Origin of the sequence: Streptomyces sp. CA-142005, from assembly GCF_050942335.1 — a bacterium.
GTDB lineage: Bacteria > Actinomycetota > Actinomycetes > Streptomycetales > Streptomycetaceae > Streptomyces.
In genome coordinates, this window is the sequence record NZ_CP192078.1 from 3,613,467 (window position 1) to 3,629,518 (window position 16,052).

Consider the following 16,052-nt stretch of genomic DNA (forward strand, 5'->3'; position numbering starts at 1 on the left):
GCGGATCGGTCCGCGGGTGGCGGCGGGCAGTGACCGGAGCGCGTTAGGTTCGCTGTATGTCCGACTTCGAGCAGACCGACCTCGACGCCTACCTGGACCGCATCGGCTGGAAGGGCGGCCGGCGACCCGACCTGGAGACCCTGCGCGGGGTGCATCTGGCACACGCGCTGTCGCTGCCCTTCGAGAACCTGGACGCCGTCTCGGGCCGGGCCCCTTCACTCGCCCCGGCCGATCTGCTGGCCAAGATGATCCACGGCCGGCGCGGCGGCTACTGCTACGAGCACAACACCCTGCTCCGGCTGGCGCTTCAGGCGCTGGGGTTCGGGGTGACGCCGCTGGCCGGACGGGTGGTGGTGGGCGCGGACACGCCCGAGAGCCGTCCGCGCACCCACGCGATGCTGCGGGTCGCGGTGCCGGGCGAGCCGCAGCCGTACCTCGCGGACGTCGGCTTCGGTGCGGTCGGGGCGCTGCTGCTGCCGGTGCCGCTGGTCATCGGCGAGGAGTCCGAGGGCGCCGGGCGCCGGCACCGGCTGGTGCCGCTGCCGCACGAAGGCCCGCTGGAGCTGTGGGAGTTGCAGGCGTACGACCGCAGGGCGCGGGAGTGGGCCGGACAGTACGCCTTCACTCTGGAGCCGTTCGCCGCCTCGGACCTGGAGGTGTTCAACTGGTACGTCAGCACCAGCCCACACTCCCCCTTCACCCGCCGCCCCTACCTCCAGCGGACCACCGCCGAGCGCCATCTCTCCCTGGACGGCACCCGCTTGACCGAGAACCGCCCCGACGGCACGGCGACCGAACGCAAGCTGACGGACGAGACGGAGGCGCGACGGGTGGCGGAGGAGGAGTTCGGCATCGATGTGCCCTCGGGGCTGACGCTGCTCGGCGGCTGACTCAGCGCCGGGACACCCAGTCCCCGCCCTCGATCGGCTTGCCCTCGGCACGCAGCCGGGCGGCGACAGGTGGGGCGGCCAGGTAGACCCAGGCGAGGGTGGTGGTGCCGTCGGTGGTGCGGATGACGTTGCGGGCCGCGCGTTCGTAGAGGTTGCGGGGGCCGCCCGGGGTGTACTCCTCCAGGCGGTCCAGGGCTGCGAGCAGTTCGGCGTACGACTCCGGCCGGGCCGTGACCAGTTCGCCCCGGATCTCGCCGCCCGGCCGCTCGACGGCGTAGGGGTAGCCGGGGCCGTCGTACAGCAAGGCGCCCGGCAGGCGGGCCGGTTCCTCCGACGCGGTGCGGCCCCGGAGGAACAGGTCGTGGTTGGGCTCGCCGGGGCGCAGGGTGCCGTAGACGAAGAAGGGCAGCGGGGTTCCGGGCTCCTCGGGGTCGTTCTCGTTCTTCTCGGTGATCACGGAAACGATTCTGTACCCCCTTCGGCTCCTCACACATCTCCATGAAGGGACTATGGACATGACATGTCATGGCCCCTTAAATCTCTGGGGACATCAGCGCCGCCCCCACGCCTAGTCGGGCGCTTCCCCGAGGAGACCGATGAGCCGGATACGCCAGCACGTCCGAGGATCACGTCGTCTCGCCACCACCGCCGGCGTCGCCGTCACCACCGCGACCCTGCTGTCCCTGGCGCTCTCCCCCGCCGCCCACGCCGACGCCAGACCCACCAGGGCCACCGCGATCCAGAACGCCGCGTCGGCGCTCCTGGCCCATGCCGCGAGCCTCGGCCTGACCTCCGCCGAGGACACCAGCGTCCGCGACGTGGTCGTGGACAAGGACGGCACCCAGCACGTCCGCTACGACCGCACCTACCACGGACTGCCCGTGCTGGGCGGCGACTTCGTGGTCCACCTGACCCCGGACGGCGCCTACCGCAGCGCGAACCGCGCCACCCGCGGCACGATATCCCTCGCCTCGATCCTGCCGAACATCTCGGCACCCAAGGCCGCCGACCTCGCCGTCAACGCCCTGCGCGCCGCCAACCTCGGCGATGCGCTCAAGCAGGTCAAGGCCAAGCCCGAGTTGATCGTCGACGCCCTGCACGGCACCCCGAGGCTCGCCTGGCGCACCAACGCGGCCGGCCTGGACTCGCTCGGCAACCCGGTCGCCCGGACCGTGCTGACCGACGCCCGCACCGGCCGGCAGATCGACGCCTGGGACAGCATCGAGACCGCCGCCGGCGACGGCAAGTCGCTGTACAGCGGGACGGTGCCGCTGGAGACGACCCAGTCGGGATCGTCGTACCAGCTCAAGGACCCGACGCGCGGCAACACCTACACCGGTGACGCCGAGGGCAAGACGGACCTGTGCTTCTTCGGCATCTGCTTCAGCCGGGCCCCCGCGACGCTGTTCACGGACGCCGACAACCACTGGGGCAGCGGCACCACCTCCGACCGCACCTCGGCCGCCGTCGACGCCCAGTACGGCACCAACGAGACCTGGGACTACTACAAGAACGTCCACGGCCGCAACGGCATCGGCGGCGACGGCAAGGGCTCGTACAACCGCGTCCACTACGGCAGCAACTACAACAACGCCTTCTGGGACGACAGCTGCTTCTGCATGACGTACGGCGACGGTGACGGGACCACCTTCGGGCCGCTGGTCGCCCTCGACGTCGCCGGGCACGAGATGACCCACGGGGTGACGTCGAAGACCGCGGCGCTGACCTACTCCGGCGAGTCCGGCGGGCTCAACGAGGCCACCTCGGACATCCTCGGCACGATGGTGGAGTGGTACGCCGACAACTCCTCCGACACCGGTGACTACCTCATCGGCGAGAAGATCGTGAAGCCCGGCTTCGGCCACACCGCCCTGCGCTTCATGGACAAGCCGTCGAAGGACGGCAACTCGGCCGACTACTGGAGCAGTTCGGTCGGCAACCTCGACGTCCACTACTCCTCGGGCGTCGCCAACCACTTCGCCTACCTGCTGGCGGAGGGCAGCGGCCCGAAGACCATCAACGGCGTCAGCTACGACTCCCCCACCTACAACGGCTCCACGGTCACCGGCATCGGCCGCGACAAGGTCGGCAAGATCTGGTACCGGGCGCTGACGGTCTACATGACCTCCTCGACGAACTACGCGGGGGCCCGCACGGCGACCCTGAACGCCGCCAAGGACCTCTACAACGCGGGCAGCACGGAGTACAACGCGGTGGCGGCGGCCTGGAGCGCCGTCAACGTGAACTGACGGTCCCGGGGGTCGGCCGGTCACCTCGCCGTGTATCGGCGAGGTGACCGGCCGACGCTCGTTCAAGGCGGCGTCACTCCATTCGTGTTCTTTTCATACTTATTGCTCCTGCGGTGCGGGGTACGCCCGTGACCTGCCCGAACCCGGCGGGGGCTAGACCGTGTGGGGGTCGGGGGCGACACCCGTTCACCGCATTTCTGACGAATCATCAGGGAGCGGAACTCCCGGACTGCGGCTTACCTCGGTAACGAAGAGACCGAGACGAGAGCCCTGGGAGCCACCATGCGACGCATCGCTCGTCTGCTGACCGGCGCCGCGCTCGTCGTGGCCGCCGGGGCGCCCGCCTGGGCCGGCACCGGCAGCCTGGACGTGTACCCCTCCAGCGTGGCGCCCGGCGGCCAGGTCACGGTGAACACCGCCGCGTGCGGCGAGAAGGGCTCGGCCGTCGGGGACGCCGGCGCGGTCGGCGCCGGCACCTTCACGCTGGCGCCCAGCTCGCACAAGGGCGAGGCGATCGGGCAGTTCCGGGTGCCGGAGAGCGCACAGCCGGGAACGTACGAGATCCTCGCCAAGTGTGCCGAGGGCGACCGGCAGGTGAGCGGCGACCTGCTGGTGGCGTTGGGCGCGGCGCACGAGCAGGTGCAGCCGCGAGGAAGCATGAAGACGGGGGTCGGCGGCGCACTCGGCGCCGACCCCGTGCAGACCGCGGCGGGTGTGGCGGCGCTGGCCGTCGCCGCCGCGGGCGGTACCTGGCTCCTGCATCGCCGGGCGAGAGGCGACGGGTACTGACCGGACACCCTCCGCTGTCCGTCAGCCGGTACCGCACATCCCGCCCCCTCCGGGTCCGACGCCCCTCGCGGCCCGGAGGGGGAGGGGGTGGTCATGGGGACCGCCCCCGGTCTTCGGGGGTCCGCCCCGGGTCTTCGGGGGTCCGCCCCCGGGAGAGGGTTCGTATGCGCAGCAGAAACAGGCGCGACAGGCTCGGCGACACCGCGATAGCCGCCGTCACCTTCGTGGCGCTCGGCTCCGGGGTGTGGCTGCTCGGCAGCGGCTCCGGGACGCACACGCCGCCCCAGCCCGCCGCGGCCGAGGGACACCCGGAGGCGAGTGGCGAACGGCTCGCGGCCCCCGCCCTCGCCCCGTCCATACCCACCCGCATCCGCATACCCTCGATACGCGTGAACGCCCCGCTGATGGGCCTCGCCCTCACCCGCTCCGGCAGCCTGGACGTCCCCCCGGCCCGGAACAAGAACCTGGCCGGCTGGTACGAGGCCGGCACCATACCCGGCGAGACGGGCACCGCGATCGTCGCCGGCCATGTCGACAACACCGAGGGCCCGGCCGTCTTCTACGACCTGGGCGCGCTGAAGCGAGGCGCCCACATCGAGGTGGACCGCCGGGACGGCTCCGTGGCCGTGTTCACCGTGGACGCGGTGGAGGTGTACGCGGCGAACAACTTCCCCGACGAGAAGGTCTACGGCGCGGCGCCCCGCCCCGAACTCCGCGTCATCACCTGCGGCGGCGGCTACACCAAGACCACCGGCTACCTGGGCAACGTGGTGGTGTTCGCGCATCTGACCGGGAGCCGATAGCAGGCGCGGCTCCCCGCGCCCCCCGGGCCGCTAGTGCGCCGACTCCCCGCCGAGGACGTGTTCCCTGCCCCACGCCCCGAGCGGCGCCAGTGCCTCGTTCAGCAGGGCGCCCCGGTGGGTCAGCGAGTACTCGACCCGCGGCGGCACCTCCTCGTACTCCTCGCGGTGCACGATGCCGTCGGCCTCCAGCTCGCGCAGCTGCGCAGCGAGCACCTTCTCCGTCACACCGGGCAGGGATCTGCGCAACTCGCCGAAGCGGTGCGGGCGTTCCCGCAGGGCCCACAGGACGAGCCCCTTCCACTTGCCGCCGATGACGTCCATCGCCGCGTCGATCCCGCAGACGTACGCCCCGGGCCGTCGTCCGACCGGCATGCCCTCCCCCTTCGCGGCCTGCACGCTTTCCTCCCGGTAACCACCCACTTCCAAGTAGGTACTTACGTCGGGCGGTCCCCACCGGAAACCCTAGCCGTCATGACCGACAACGCACCCCTGACCCTGCTCGGCACCGGCGCGATGGGCACCGCGCTCGGCCGGGCCTGGCTGGCCGCCGGGCACCCCCTGACCGTCTGGAACCGCACCCCCGAACGCACCGCCGCCCTCACCACCGAGGGCGCGGTGGCCGTCGGGAGCGCGGCGGAGGCGGTGGCCGCGAACCGGCTCACCGTCGTCTGCCTGCTGGACGACGCCTCCGTGGGCAGCGCCCTGGCGGACACCGACCTGACCGGCCGGGACCTGGTGAACCTCACCACCGGCACCCCCGACGACGCCCGCGCCCGGGCCGCCTGGGCCGGGGAGCGCGGCGCGCGCCTCCTGGACGGCGGGATCATGGCCGTACCGCCGATGATCGGCACGCCCGGCGCGTACGTCTTCTACAGCGGCCACCGGGAGCTGTTCGAGGAACACCGGGACGCGCTCGCCGTGCCGGCCGGCACCCGGTACATCGGCGCCGACCCCGGCCTCGCCGCGCTGCACGACGTGGCCCTGCTGAGCGCCATGTACGGCATGTTCGCCGGCATCACCCACGCCTTCGCCCTGGTGCGCGGGGCGGACGTGGCGCCCCGGGAGTTCGCGGAGGTGCTCGTGCCCTGGCTGGACGCGATGGCCGGCACGGTCCACCGGACGGCCGAGCGGCTGGCGAGCGGCGACCACACGAGCGGGGTGGTCTCCCACCTGGCCATGCAGGTCGCGGGCGCCGGAACCCTGCTGCGTACGGCGCAGGAGCAGAAAGTGAGCGCGGAGCTGATCACCCCGTTCCTGGACCTGATGGCACGGCGCCTCGCCGACGGGCACGGGCAGGAGGACATCTCCGGCCTGGTGGACCTGCTGCGCCGCTGAGGACCGGTCCGCGTCTCCTCACAGCGCTCCCCGGCGGGCCCACGGGACCCTCACACCCCCCGCCCGCCCCCGCTGAGGGCAGCGTTCCCCACGGGAAACAGGTGTGATGCGGCCGGGTAACGTCGGGACCGCACGCTCAAGGGCATGACCTCGAATACGCGTGTGGTGGTGATCGGCGCCGGCCTCGCGGGCGTACGGCTCGCCCGGCGGCTCGGCGAGCTGGGCACGCCCGCGCTGCTCGTCGGCGAGGAGGAGCACCCGCCGTACAACCGGGTGCTGCTCGCCGAGGTGCTGGCCGGCCGGTACGCCCCCGAGGTGATCGGCCTGCCGGCGCCCGAGGGCCTGCTGCGGGCCCGGGTCACCGGTATCGACCGGGCCGCCCGGACCGTCGAGTGCGCCGACGGCTCCTCGATCGCATACGACACGCTGGTTCTCGCCACCGGGTCCAACCCGGTGCTGCCACCGCTGCGCGGCCTGTTCACGCCCGACCACCAACTCCCCGAAGGCGTCCACGCGTTCCGCACGCTGGACGACTGCCTGGGGCTGGCCAAGGCGGTCCGGCCGGGTGTGCGCGCGGTCGTCATCGGGGGCGGGCTGCTCGGTGTCTCCGCCGCCCGCGCGCTCGCCGTGCGCGGCGCCCAGGTCGTCCTCGCCCAGCAGTCCGAGCGGCTCATGGAACGCCAGCTCGACCCGGACGCCTCCCGGCTGGTGCTGCGGCACCTGACCGACCTGGGCGTCGAGGTGCACACCGAGTGTCGGGTGCGGGACGTGCGCTGCGTCGCCGGCGCGGTCCGCTCGGTGGAGATGGCCGACGGATACGCCCTGGACGCCGACCTCGTCGTCCTCGCCTGCGGCGTGCACCCGCGCACCTCGCTCGCCGAACAGGCCGGTCTCGCCGTGCACAAGGGCATCCTCGTCGACGACGAACTGCGCACCTCCGACCCGCGGATCCACGCCGTCGGCGACTGCGTCCAGCACGAGGGCACGGTCTACGGCCTCGCGGTCCCCGCGCTGGAACAGGCCGACGCCCTAGCCGAACTGATCGCCGGAGACCCGGACGCGCGCTATCGCGGCACCCGTTCCCTGACCCGGTTGACCCTCACCGGCCCGGGCTCCCCCTTCGACCTGGCCGCCTTCGGCGAGACCGAGGCGCGCCCCGGCGACGACGTCGTGCGGCTCGCCGACGCCACCCGCGGCACCTACCGCAAGGTCGTCGTCCGCGACGACCGCCTGGTCGGCGGGGTCCTCGTCGGCGAACTCGGCACCGTCGGCGCGCTCGCCCGCGCCTGGGAGGGAGCAGAGCCGCTCCCCTCCGACGGCGGCCCCCTGCTCCACCTGCTCACCAACGATGGAGGCTCCTGATGACCACCGCCCTGGGGGCCACCCCCACGATCGTGCTCGTCGGCCACGGCATGGTCGGCCAGCGCTTCCTCGAAGCGCTCGCCGAGCGCGGCCTGACCGCCACGCACCGCGTGGTCGTGCTGTGCGAGGAGCCGCGTCCCGCGTACGACCGCGTCGCCCTCACCTCGTACTTCTCGGGCAAGACCCCCGAGGACCTGTCCATGACCGACATGGAGTTCATCCAGGACCACGGCATCGAGCTGTACGTCGGCGACCCGGCTGAGACGGTCGACCGCGCGGCGAGGACGGTCACGGCCAGGTCCGGCCGGGTCTTCGCGTACGACACCCTCGTCCTGGCCACCGGCTCGTACCCGTTCGTGCCGCCGGTCCCGAACAAGGACGCCGAGGGCTGTTTCGTCTACCGCACGATCGAGGACCTGCTCGCCATCGAGGAGTACGCGAAGACGAGGGCGACGACCGGCGCCGTGGTCGGCGGCGGGCTGCTCGGCCTGGAGGCGGCAGGTGCGCTGAAGGGGCTCGGACTGACCACCCACATCGTGGAGTTCGCGCCGCGCCTGATGCCGGTGCAGGTCGACGAGGGCGGTGGCGCGGCCCTGCTGCGGACCATCGAGGGCATGGGCCTGACCGTGCACACGGGCGTGGGCACCCAGGAGATCCTCACCGGTGAGGACGGCTCGGTCAGCGGCATGAAGCTGTCCGACGGCTCCGAACTCGGCGCCGACATGGTGGTGTTCAGCGCGGGCGTGCGCCCCCGCGACCAGCTGGCCCGGGACTGCGGCCTCGCGGTCGGCGAGCGCGGCGGCATCACGGTCGACGAGCAGTGCCGTACGGTCACCGACCCGCACGTCTTCGCGATCGGCGAGTGCGCGCTGGCGGCGGACGGCCGGGTGTACGGCCTGGTGGCGCCCGGCTACGAGCAGGCGCAGACGGCCGCCGCGACGATCGCTTCCGACGAAGCCGCCTTTGTCGGCGCCGACCTGTCCACCAAGCTGAAGCTGCTCGGCGTGGACGTGGCGTCCTTCGGCGACGCGCACGGCACCACCGAGGACTGCCTGGACGTCGTCTACTCCGACTCCCGCGCCGGCCTGTACAAGAAGCTGGTCATCGGCGCCGACGGCACGCTGCTCGGCGGCATCCTCGTCGGTGACGCGGAGGCGTACGGCACCCTGCGCGCGCTGACCGGCTCGGTGCCCCCGATCTCCCCCGAGTCGCTCGTCCTGCCCGCCGGAGCCGACTCGGGGGCCCGGCTCGGCCCGTCCGCGCTGCCGGACGAGGCGGTCATCTGCTCCTGCCACAACGTCAGCAAGGGCACCATCCGGGGTGCGGTGACGGAGCACAAGTGCACCACCGTGCCCGAGGTGAAGAAGTGCACCAAGGCCGGCACCGGCTGCGGCTCCTGCGTCAAGGTGCTCGGTCAGCTCGTCAACGCCGAGCTGGAGGCGTCCGGCGTCGAGGTCGACAAGGGCCTGTGCGGCTGCTTCGCCCAGACCCGCGAGGAGCTGTACGAGATCGTCCTCGCCCTGCGCATCACGTCTTACCGGGATCTTCTCGACCGCTACGGCCGTGAGGGCGCCCGGGGCGGCGACGGCTGCGAGGTCTGCAAGCCGGCCGTCGGCTCGATCATCGCCTCCCTCGCCCCGACGATCGGCGCGAGCGGCTATGTCCTGGACGGCGAGCAGGCCGCCCTGCAGGACACCAACGACCACTTCCTGGCCAACCTGCAGAAGAACGGCTCGTACTCGGTGGTACCGCGCATCCCCGGCGGCGAGATCGCGCCCGAGAAGCTGATCGTGATCGGCGAGATCGCCCGCGACTTCGGCCTCTACACGAAGATCACCGGCGGTCAGCGGATCGACATGTTCGGCGCGCGGGTCGAGCAGCTGCCGCTGATCTGGGCCCGGTTGGTGGACGCGGGCTTCGAGTCGGGCCACGCGTACGGCAAGTCGCTGCGCACGGTGAAGTCCTGCGTGGGCCAGACCTGGTGCCGCTACGGCGTGCAGGACTCGGTCCGGATGGCGATCGACCTGGAGCTGCGCTACCGGGGCCTGCGCTCCCCGCACAAGCTGAAGTCGGCGGTCTCCGGCTGCCAGCGCGAGTGCGCCGAGGCCCAGTCGAAGGACTTCGGGGTGATCGCCACCGCCGGCGGCTGGAACCTGTATGTCGGCGGCAACGGCGGCGCGACCCCGCGCCACGCGGACCTGCTGGCCCAGGACCTGTCCGACGCCGAACTGGTGCGCCTCATCGACCGGTTCCTGATGTTCTACATCCGCACCGCCGACCGCCTGGAGCGCACCTCGACCTGGCTGGAGCGGATCCCCGGCGGCCTGGACCACGTACGGGACGTGGTGGTGCACGACTCGCTCGGCATCTGCGACGAGCTGGAGCAGCTGATGCGGGCGCATGTCGCGCACTACCGCGACGAGTGGGCGGAGACCATCAACGACCCCGAGAAGCTGGCCCGGTTCGTGTCCTTCGTGAACGCCCCGGACACCCCCGACCCGGTCGTCGCCTTCGTCCCCGAGCGCGACCAGATCAAGCCCGACCTGCCGCTGCTGTCCATCGGCCTGCGGCCCGCAGACGACGTCCTGGAAGGAAGCGCCCGATGACCCTGGCTGTCGAGACCACCGACCTGAAGGTCCAGCTCCGGCTCGCCGACGACGACTGGTTCACGGCCTGCGACCTGAGCGCGCTCACCCCGGGCCGCGGGGTGGCCGCCCTGCTGCCGGACGGCCGCCAGGTGGCCCTCTTCCGGGACCGCGCCGACCGCCTGTACGCCATCGACAATCGCGACCCCTTCACCGGCGCGGCCGTCCTCTCCCGCGGCCTGACCGGCACCCACGTCGGCCGCCCGTTCGTCGCCTCCCCTCTGCTCAAGCAGCGCTTCGACCTGGTCAGCGGGGAGTGCCTGGACGACGAGGGGGTCCGGGTGGCGGCGTACGAGGTGCGGGCCGCCTAGCCGCTGAAAGCGCGGTGAGGCCGCCGTGAAACCGGGCGGGCGCAGGCTCTGTGCCAGAAGCAAGGCGACGGAGCCCCGCCCCGGGGCCACGACGGATCAAGGAGCACACGACCATGTCTCTCACCCTCACCGACCAGGACAAGCTCACCCTGCGGACCGCCGCGTACGGCGCCGTGTCGCTGTTGACCGCCGCCGACGCCGCCGGCTCGCCCCACAGGGTCGCCACCCACGGCAGCATCGCCCTGGCCTCCGCGACCGGCCCGGTCGGGCACGTGCTCGCCGAGAAGTCCAAGGTGCAGAACCTGGACGGCAAGTCCGTGGCCGAAATCGCCGACCACGTGCTGCCGGCCCTGACCGCGGCCATGAGCCTGCTCAAGAAGCAGGATCCGGCGGAGGCCGACAACTTCCGCAGCACCGTTCTCGTCGCCCTCGAAGCAGCCACCCGGGCCCACAAGGGCGAGCCCGGCCCCACCATGGCCGAGATGACCCGCAAGATCACCGCGGCCCTCGACGCGGCCTGACGGGCCGGGGGCGGCCGGGGCGGACATGGCTCGCGCCTGCCCCGCCCCGGCCGCCGGCGCGGCGCACGCACGCACCCTCTAGTCGATCCCCGACCGCTCCACCCCCGCCACGATCCACCGCTGGAAGCACAGGAACACCACCAGCAGCGGAAGGATCGACACGACGGCCGCGACGAACAGCTCGTGCAGCCGGATGACCTGGGACGTGGTGAAGGACGACAGGGCCACCTGCACCGTCCAGGCGCTCCGGTCCTGCCCGATGACCAGCGGCCACAGGAAGGAGTTCCACGCGCCGAGGAACACGATCGTCCCCACGGCGGCGAACACCGGCCGCGCGTTCGGCACGACGACGAGCCAGTACGTCCGCCAGTACCCGAGCCCGTCGACCTGCGCCGCGTCCTCCAACTCCCGTGGGAAACCCAGGAAGTACTGCCGGAAGACGAAGCAGGCGAAGGCGGAGAACAGGGTCGGGACGATCAGACCCCGCAGCGTGGAGATCCAGCCCAGCGACGACACCAGCACGAAGCTGGGTACGAAGGTGACGGCGGCCGGGACCAGCAGGGTGCCCAGGATGCCGTAGAAGACCTTGTTCGCGTGCCGGTAGGGGATGCGGGCGAGGCCGTAGCCCGCGAGGGACGCCGGGAGCAGGGTGCCCAGGGTGGTCGCGACGGCGATCAGCGCGGAGTTGACCAGCGAGCGCGCGAACGGGACGGACGGGTCGTCGAACAGCTCCCGGACGTTCCCCCACCTCACCTCGCGCGGGAAGAAGGTCCATTCGGGCGAGGTGATGTCCTGCTCACTGGACAGGCCGTTGCGCACCAGCAGACAGAAGGGGATCAGGAACAGCAGGGCGAGCGCGATCAGCAGCACCAGCCTGAGCGCCCGCCCCACCCGTACCAGGGCGTCATCCATCGGCGTCCGTCCTTCCCAGCCGCAGCCAGCGCGCCTGCCCCACCGTGACGACCACGATGATCAGCGCGAGGATCACCGCGCCCGCGCTGCCCAGCCCGAGGTTCTGCCCCTGCCCGAGGGCGGTGTAGTAGAGGTAGACCAGCGGTGGCCGGGCGTACGGCGGATAGCCCCGCGCGTCCGACAGCAGGTTGTAGAACTCGTCGAAGGCCTGGAAGGCGTTGATGACGAGCAGCAGCACCACCGCGACCGAGGTGGCCCGCAGCTGCGGCAGGGTGATGTGCCGCAGCACGGTCCAGCCCGGCCGGGCCCCGTCCACGGCGGCCGCCTCGTACAGCACCGGGTCGATCCGCTGCAGCCCGGCGAGGAAGAGGATCATGTAGAAACCGGCCTGCAGCCACAGCCGTACGGTCACGATGACCAGCCAGTACCAGGGCGGATCGGTGCCGGCCAGCCAGGCGACGGGATCCTGGCCGACCCACCCGAGGACGGTGTTGGCGAGCCCGAACCGCACCCCGTTGAAGATCGACATCTTCCACACCAGCGCGGCGACGACGTAACTGCACGCGGCCGGAAGGAAGAAGACCGACCGGAAGAACGCGCGGGCGCGTCCGAGGCGGTTGACCATCAGGGCGAGGGAGAGGGAAAGGAGGTACGTGACCGGCACGATGAAGGCGGTGAAGAGGAGAAAGGTCCACAGGCTGTCGACGAACGCGTCGTCCTTCAGCATCGCCGTGTAGTTGTCCAGCCCGACGAAGTGCGTGGGCGTGACGGTGTTGTGCGCGTCGAAGAAGCTCAGGCCCACGCTCCACAGCAGCGGAACGTAGGTGAACAGAGCGAGCCCGAGCGCGAACGGCCCCACGAACACCCAGAACCAGAGTGCCCTGCGCCGCCTCACGACGCCTTCTTCACCTTCTTCGCGCTCCGCAGGCGGTCGAGCTCGGCGGCCACCTTCCGTACGACGGCCCGCAGTTCGTCCTCCGGACTCGCCCCGCCACTGATGATCCGGCTCAGCGCATCCTGGTAGGCGGTCTGGGCGGCCGGCGTCCACAGCAGCGGCTGGGCGTAGCCGTGGTCGGTGGTGAAGCGCACGGCGTCGGCGGCGGCCCCCGACCGCAGCGCGGTGGCCTTCCTGGCGAGGGAGATCCGGGCCGGGATGTGAAAGCCGTAGGACAGCGCGAAGTCCTCCTGGTAGTCGGTGCGTTGCACCCACAGCCACCGCACGAACTCCTTCGCGGCCTCCTTGTGCCTGCTGCGCGCGCTGACGGCGGCGCCGTACGCCCCGACGGGTACGGCGGGCCTCCCCTGACCCCCGTCCTTGGGAAACGGCAGCACCCCGAAGTCGTCCCCCAGCTCCTTCTTGATCTGCGGCAGCGCCCACAGCCCGGACCACTGCATCGCGGTCAGTCCCTGGATGAAGGCGGACGGGTCGGACCAGTCGGCGGGCGCGCCGAGGAGGAGGGACTTGTCGGCGTACAGCCGGTGCAGCTTGCCGAGGGTGCGGGCGGCGCCGGGATCGTCGAAGCCGACCTTGCCGTCCTCGGTGACGAGCTGCAGCCCGGCGGCATACAGGGGCGTGCCGCCGAGCACGCCGGCGCCCCCGTCATTGCCCAGGAACAGCCCCTTGACCTCGCTGTCGGTGAGCTTCCGCGCCGCGTCCACGAGGGCGTCCAGCGTGTCCGGCGGCTCGACCCCGGCGTCCCGCAGCAGGCTCTTCCGGTAGTACAGCATCTGCATGTCGACGACCTGCGGAATGCCCCAGACCCGGCCGTCGTACGTCTTCGGCGCGAGCACGGCCGGATCGAAGTCGTCCTCGACGCCCCTGACGAGCTCGGTCAGGTCCACGACGTGACCGCCCTGGATCTGGTCCAGCGTCGGCCCGTTGACCTCGAAGACGTCCGGCCCGGAGTCGGTGAGCAGGGCGGCGGCGGTCTGCTGGTCGTAGTTCCCCGGCCGCCACTGCACCGTGACCCGCGCCTTGCGATAGGCACCGGCATACCGCTCGACGGCCTGCTCGGTACCGGCCTCGCCGTACTGGTGATACCACTGCGACAACTCCGCCGAACTCCCGCTCCCGCGCCCCGTATTGCCCCCGCAGGCGCTGAGCAACCCGCCACCTGCCAGCCCGGCCCCCGCGACCAGCGCTCCCCTACGGATCATCGTCATCGTCGGTGCCCCCTGACGTCGGTCGATCTTCGTCATCGATGCACGGCCCAACGATCAACCATGCGGGTCGATTACGAAAGGCGCATTGCGGCCGTGTGCCGGCGGGGGCGGGCGGGCACTCGGATCGGTGCGCAGTGCACCATGCACCGGACGGTGGAGGCCAATACACAACTTTTCCGGCCCGGGGTGCATCCCACACAGTGACCTTCATCCCCCATTCGCCCGATGGAGGCGGATGTGCCATGTATCCGAACCCTCTGAAACCTCTGAGCCCTCTAAGCTCTCTGACCCCTCCGAAGCCTCGGAGATTCCTCCGGACGCTCCCCAGGCGCGGCCCGGCGGCCGTACTGACCGCCGCTCTCCTGGGCCTCACCGCCGCGGGAGCCGCGTGGAGCGCGACCCCGACGGCGGCGGCACGGACCTCGACCGGGACACGCACCTGTGCCGTGAGCGACCTGTACCTCTCCATGGGCCGCAAGGAAGGCGCCGCGGGGTCGCTGTACTGGCCGATCCGGTTCACCAACACCAGCCCGACCAGCTGCGCCCTGCGCGGCTACCCGGGCGTCAGCGTCCTGGACACCGCGCACCACCAGATCGGTCCGGCCGCCACCCGCAGCGGCCGTTCGTACGGCACGGTCACCCTCGCCCCCGCCCACTCGGCGTCGGCGGTCGTCCGCACCACCAACGGCCCGGTCGGCGGCCCCTGCCAGCGCACCGGCACCTACCTGCGGGTCTACCCACCGGCCTCCCACACCGCAACCCTGATCCCGGCCCCCTGGACAAGCTGCTCCGGCGTCTTCCAGGTGGGTCCGGTGAACGCCGAGGGCGCGTTCTGAGAGGGGGCGGGGCGCCTTCCGAAGGGGGGCCGGCAGTGCCGAAGGGGCGGCACCCGCACCGGGTACCGCCCCGAGCGGGTCCCGCGGCTCTCAGTCCCGCCGGATCAGCACCACCTGCGGCAGCTGGAGAAGAAGGGCGTCATCCTCCGCGAACCCCGGCAGTCGCGCAGCATCCGACTCACACAGTGACGCCCTCACCAGGCCCCGTAGGCTCCTTTGCGTGATTGAAACCGTTGTGCTGGACGTAGGCGAGACCATCACCCGAGACGACCGATACTGGGCCTCGTGGGCGGACTGGCTGGGCGTTCCCCGCCATACCCTGTCCGCGCTCGTCGGTGCCGTCGTCGCTCAAGGCCAGGACAACGCGGAGGCGCTGAGACTTCTGCGCCCTGGTATCGACGTCACGGCCGAATACCGTGAACGGGAGGCAGCCGGCTGCGGCGAGCGCTTGGACGAGACCGACTTGTACGACGACGTCCGTCCGGCCCTGACCGCACTGCGTGAGGCAGGCGTCCGAGTAGTCGTTGCCGGCAATCAGACCGCGCGCGCCGCCGACCTGCTGCGCGCGCTCGACCTGCCCGTAGACCTGATCGTCACATCGGGCGAGTGGGGCGTGGCCAAGCCCCGGCCGGAGTTCTTTCAGCGAGTCATCGAGGTTGCCGAGGCACCGGCCGACCGAATCCTCTACGTGGGCGACCATCCCGCCAACGACGTGCACCCGGCCAAGGCGGCGGGGCTGCGCACCGCACACATCCGCCGCGGTCCGTGGGGGTGCCTTTGGGCCGACGCGCCCGAAACGGTTGCTGCCGCGGACTGGCGGATCAACGGACTCATGGACCTGGTCAGCATTGTCCGGTGACAACAGCGGAGCGGCCCGGCCAGGTTGGCGGGCCGCTTCCAGTACACGCGGCCTGTGACGCGAGTACCGTTCGGTGTGGATGTCCGAACGGAGACAGATGCCCGCGAACACCGACGGAGGAGTGGGCCGGCGGATCGCCTACTACCGGAGCGTCGTCCGGCCCAAGATGACTCAGGCCGAACTGGCCACCGCCGCCTGCGTTGCCCTGGGCACGGTCCGGAAGATTGAGCGCGGCGAACGCGGCGTCACCGACGACACTCTTCAGGCCATCGCCGACGCGCTCGGCGTCGATCCGTCACGCCTGCGCCATGACCGCGGCCCCTCTGATGTGCAGGGCCCGGTTGACGGTCTCTTGACCATCCCCGCCTGACCAATAC

General features: G+C 71.5%; 17 protein-coding genes. 12 read left to right on the top strand and 5 right to left on the bottom strand.

The window, feature by feature from the left end; translation table 11 throughout:
- The first annotated feature begins 56 nt into the window (after positions 1-56).
- Positions 57-890 (top strand): arylamine N-acetyltransferase family protein, encoded by an 834-nt coding sequence (locus ACQPXS_RS17090; RefSeq protein WP_433450155.1) that lies wholly within the window; start codon positions 57-59, stop codon positions 888-890.
- Between the two features lies 1 nt (position 891).
- Here ACQPXS_RS17090 and ACQPXS_RS17095 read toward each other — a convergent pair whose 3' ends face one another.
- On the bottom strand, positions 892-1,347 hold the full coding sequence (locus tag ACQPXS_RS17095; RefSeq protein ID WP_433450156.1) for a gamma-glutamylcyclotransferase family protein: 456 nt from the start codon (positions 1,345-1,347) through the stop codon (positions 892-894).
- A gap of 139 nt (positions 1,348-1,486) precedes the next feature.
- Here ACQPXS_RS17095 and ACQPXS_RS17100 point away from each other — a divergent pair, with 139 nt between their 5' ends.
- The 3 genes from ACQPXS_RS17100 to ACQPXS_RS17110 all read left to right on the top strand — a co-directional run bounded on the left by ACQPXS_RS17100 (position 1,487) and on the right by ACQPXS_RS17110 (position 4,731).
- Entirely contained in the window at positions 1,487-3,139 is a 1,653-nt protein-coding gene (locus ACQPXS_RS17100; RefSeq protein ID WP_433450157.1) for a M4 family metallopeptidase, read from the top strand.
- Between the two features lie 282 nt (positions 3,140-3,421).
- Complete coding sequence (locus ACQPXS_RS17105; protein ID WP_433450159.1) at positions 3,422-3,928, top strand: hypothetical protein; 507 nt, start codon at positions 3,422-3,424, stop codon at positions 3,926-3,928.
- Between the two features lie 164 nt (positions 3,929-4,092).
- Positions 4,093-4,731 carry a class F sortase gene (locus ACQPXS_RS17110; RefSeq protein ID WP_433450160.1) on the top strand — a complete coding sequence of 213 codons (639 nt, stop codon included), beginning with the start codon at positions 4,093-4,095 and terminating at the stop codon, positions 4,729-4,731.
- A gap of 30 nt (positions 4,732-4,761) precedes the next feature.
- On the opposite strand, the gene ACQPXS_RS17115 is transcribed toward ACQPXS_RS17110, so the two are convergent.
- A complete protein-coding gene (locus tag ACQPXS_RS17115) occupies positions 4,762-5,103 on the bottom strand; it encodes a winged helix-turn-helix transcriptional regulator (protein ID WP_433450161.1) in 342 nt (113 codons plus the stop codon).
- Between the two features lie 99 nt (positions 5,104-5,202).
- Between ACQPXS_RS17115 and ACQPXS_RS17120 the strand changes: the two genes are divergently transcribed.
- From ACQPXS_RS17120 to ACQPXS_RS17140, 5 genes are all read left to right on the top strand, one after another.
- On the top strand, positions 5,203-6,066 hold the full coding sequence (locus tag ACQPXS_RS17120) for an NAD(P)-dependent oxidoreductase (protein WP_433450162.1): 864 nt from the start codon (positions 5,203-5,205) through the stop codon (positions 6,064-6,066).
- A gap of 144 nt (positions 6,067-6,210) precedes the next feature.
- On the top strand, positions 6,211-7,428 hold the full coding sequence (locus tag ACQPXS_RS17125; RefSeq protein ID WP_433450163.1) for an NAD(P)/FAD-dependent oxidoreductase: 1,218 nt from the start codon (positions 6,211-6,213) through the stop codon (positions 7,426-7,428).
- Positions 7,428-10,034, top strand: coding sequence for a nitrite reductase large subunit NirB (gene nirB, locus ACQPXS_RS17130; RefSeq protein ID WP_433450165.1), 2,607 nt, complete (start codon positions 7,428-7,430; stop codon positions 10,032-10,034). Before ACQPXS_RS17125 ends, nirB begins: the two co-directional genes overlap by 1 nt.
- On the top strand, positions 10,031-10,384 hold the full coding sequence (gene nirD / locus ACQPXS_RS17135) for a nitrite reductase small subunit NirD (RefSeq protein WP_433450166.1): 354 nt from the start codon (positions 10,031-10,033) through the stop codon (positions 10,382-10,384). The genes nirB and nirD overlap by 4 nt, the downstream gene beginning before the upstream one ends.
- Positions 10,385-10,497: 113 nt before the next feature.
- Positions 10,498-10,905, top strand: a complete 408-nt coding sequence (locus ACQPXS_RS17140; protein ID WP_365325589.1) for a hypothetical protein — start codon at positions 10,498-10,500, stop codon at positions 10,903-10,905.
- Positions 10,906-10,983: 78 nt separating this feature from the next.
- Here the strand turns inward: ACQPXS_RS17140 and ACQPXS_RS17145 are convergent, their stop codons facing one another.
- The 3 genes from ACQPXS_RS17145 to ACQPXS_RS17155 are packed head-to-tail and all read right to left on the bottom strand — an operon-like array spanning position 10,984 to position 13,980.
- Positions 10,984-11,817 carry a carbohydrate ABC transporter permease gene (locus ACQPXS_RS17145; protein WP_433450167.1) on the bottom strand — a complete coding sequence of 278 codons (834 nt, stop codon included), beginning with the start codon at positions 11,815-11,817 and terminating at the stop codon, positions 10,984-10,986.
- A complete protein-coding gene (locus ACQPXS_RS17150) occupies positions 11,810-12,712 on the bottom strand; it encodes a carbohydrate ABC transporter permease (RefSeq protein WP_433450168.1) in 903 nt (300 codons plus the stop codon). The genes ACQPXS_RS17145 and ACQPXS_RS17150 overlap by 8 nt, the downstream gene beginning before the upstream one ends.
- Positions 12,709-13,980, bottom strand: a complete 1,272-nt coding sequence (locus ACQPXS_RS17155) for an ABC transporter substrate-binding protein (protein WP_433450170.1) — start codon at positions 13,978-13,980, stop codon at positions 12,709-12,711. The genes ACQPXS_RS17150 and ACQPXS_RS17155 overlap by 4 nt, the downstream gene beginning before the upstream one ends.
- Before the next feature lie 446 nt (positions 13,981-14,426).
- Here ACQPXS_RS17155 and ACQPXS_RS17160 point away from each other — a divergent pair, with 446 nt between their 5' ends.
- From ACQPXS_RS17160 to ACQPXS_RS17170, 3 genes are all read left to right on the top strand, one after another.
- Positions 14,427-14,816, top strand: coding sequence for a DUF4232 domain-containing protein (locus tag ACQPXS_RS17160; RefSeq protein WP_433450171.1), 390 nt, complete (start codon positions 14,427-14,429; stop codon positions 14,814-14,816).
- A 220-nt stretch (positions 14,817-15,036) separates the two neighbouring features.
- Positions 15,037-15,675, top strand: coding sequence for an HAD family hydrolase (locus tag ACQPXS_RS17165; protein WP_433450172.1), 639 nt, complete (start codon positions 15,037-15,039; stop codon positions 15,673-15,675).
- A 97-nt stretch (positions 15,676-15,772) separates the two neighbouring features.
- Positions 15,773-16,045, top strand: coding sequence for a helix-turn-helix domain-containing protein (locus ACQPXS_RS17170; protein WP_433450174.1), 273 nt, complete (start codon positions 15,773-15,775; stop codon positions 16,043-16,045).
- The last annotated feature ends 7 nt before the right edge of the window (positions 16,046-16,052 follow it).

What these genes read in the sequence shown, in the direction of transcription:
- ACQPXS_RS17170 (WP_433450174.1), top strand. Translation starts at nt 15,773, where the DNA reads ATGCCCGCGAACACCGACGGAGGAGTGGGCCGGCGGATCGCCTACTAC.
- nirD (WP_433450166.1), top strand. Translation starts at nt 10,031, where the DNA reads ATGACCCTGGCTGTCGAGACCACCGACCTGAAGGTCCAGCTCCGGCTC.
- ACQPXS_RS17145 (WP_433450167.1), bottom strand. Translation starts at nt 11,817, where the DNA reads ATGGATGACGCCCTGGTACGGGTGGGGCGGGCGCTCAGGCTGGTGCTG.
- ACQPXS_RS17110 (WP_433450160.1), top strand. Translation starts at nt 4,093, where the DNA reads ATGCGCAGCAGAAACAGGCGCGACAGGCTCGGCGACACCGCGATAGCC.
- ACQPXS_RS17090 (WP_433450155.1), top strand. Translation starts at nt 57, where the DNA reads ATGTCCGACTTCGAGCAGACCGACCTCGACGCCTACCTGGACCGCATC.
- ACQPXS_RS17105 (WP_433450159.1), top strand. Translation starts at nt 3,422, where the DNA reads ATGCGACGCATCGCTCGTCTGCTGACCGGCGCCGCGCTCGTCGTGGCC.
- ACQPXS_RS17140 (WP_365325589.1), top strand. Translation starts at nt 10,498, where the DNA reads ATGTCTCTCACCCTCACCGACCAGGACAAGCTCACCCTGCGGACCGCC.
- nirB (WP_433450165.1), top strand. Translation starts at nt 7,428, where the DNA reads ATGACCACCGCCCTGGGGGCCACCCCCACGATCGTGCTCGTCGGCCAC.
- ACQPXS_RS17120 (WP_433450162.1), top strand. Translation starts at nt 5,203, where the DNA reads ATGACCGACAACGCACCCCTGACCCTGCTCGGCACCGGCGCGATGGGC.
- ACQPXS_RS17125 (WP_433450163.1), top strand. Translation starts at nt 6,211, where the DNA reads ATGACCTCGAATACGCGTGTGGTGGTGATCGGCGCCGGCCTCGCGGGC.
- ACQPXS_RS17100 (WP_433450157.1), top strand. Translation starts at nt 1,487, where the DNA reads ATGAGCCGGATACGCCAGCACGTCCGAGGATCACGTCGTCTCGCCACC.
- ACQPXS_RS17155 (WP_433450170.1), bottom strand. Translation starts at nt 13,980, where the DNA reads ATGACGATGATCCGTAGGGGAGCGCTGGTCGCGGGGGCCGGGCTGGCA.
- ACQPXS_RS17115 (WP_433450161.1), bottom strand. Translation starts at nt 5,103, where the DNA reads ATGCCGGTCGGACGACGGCCCGGGGCGTACGTCTGCGGGATCGACGCG.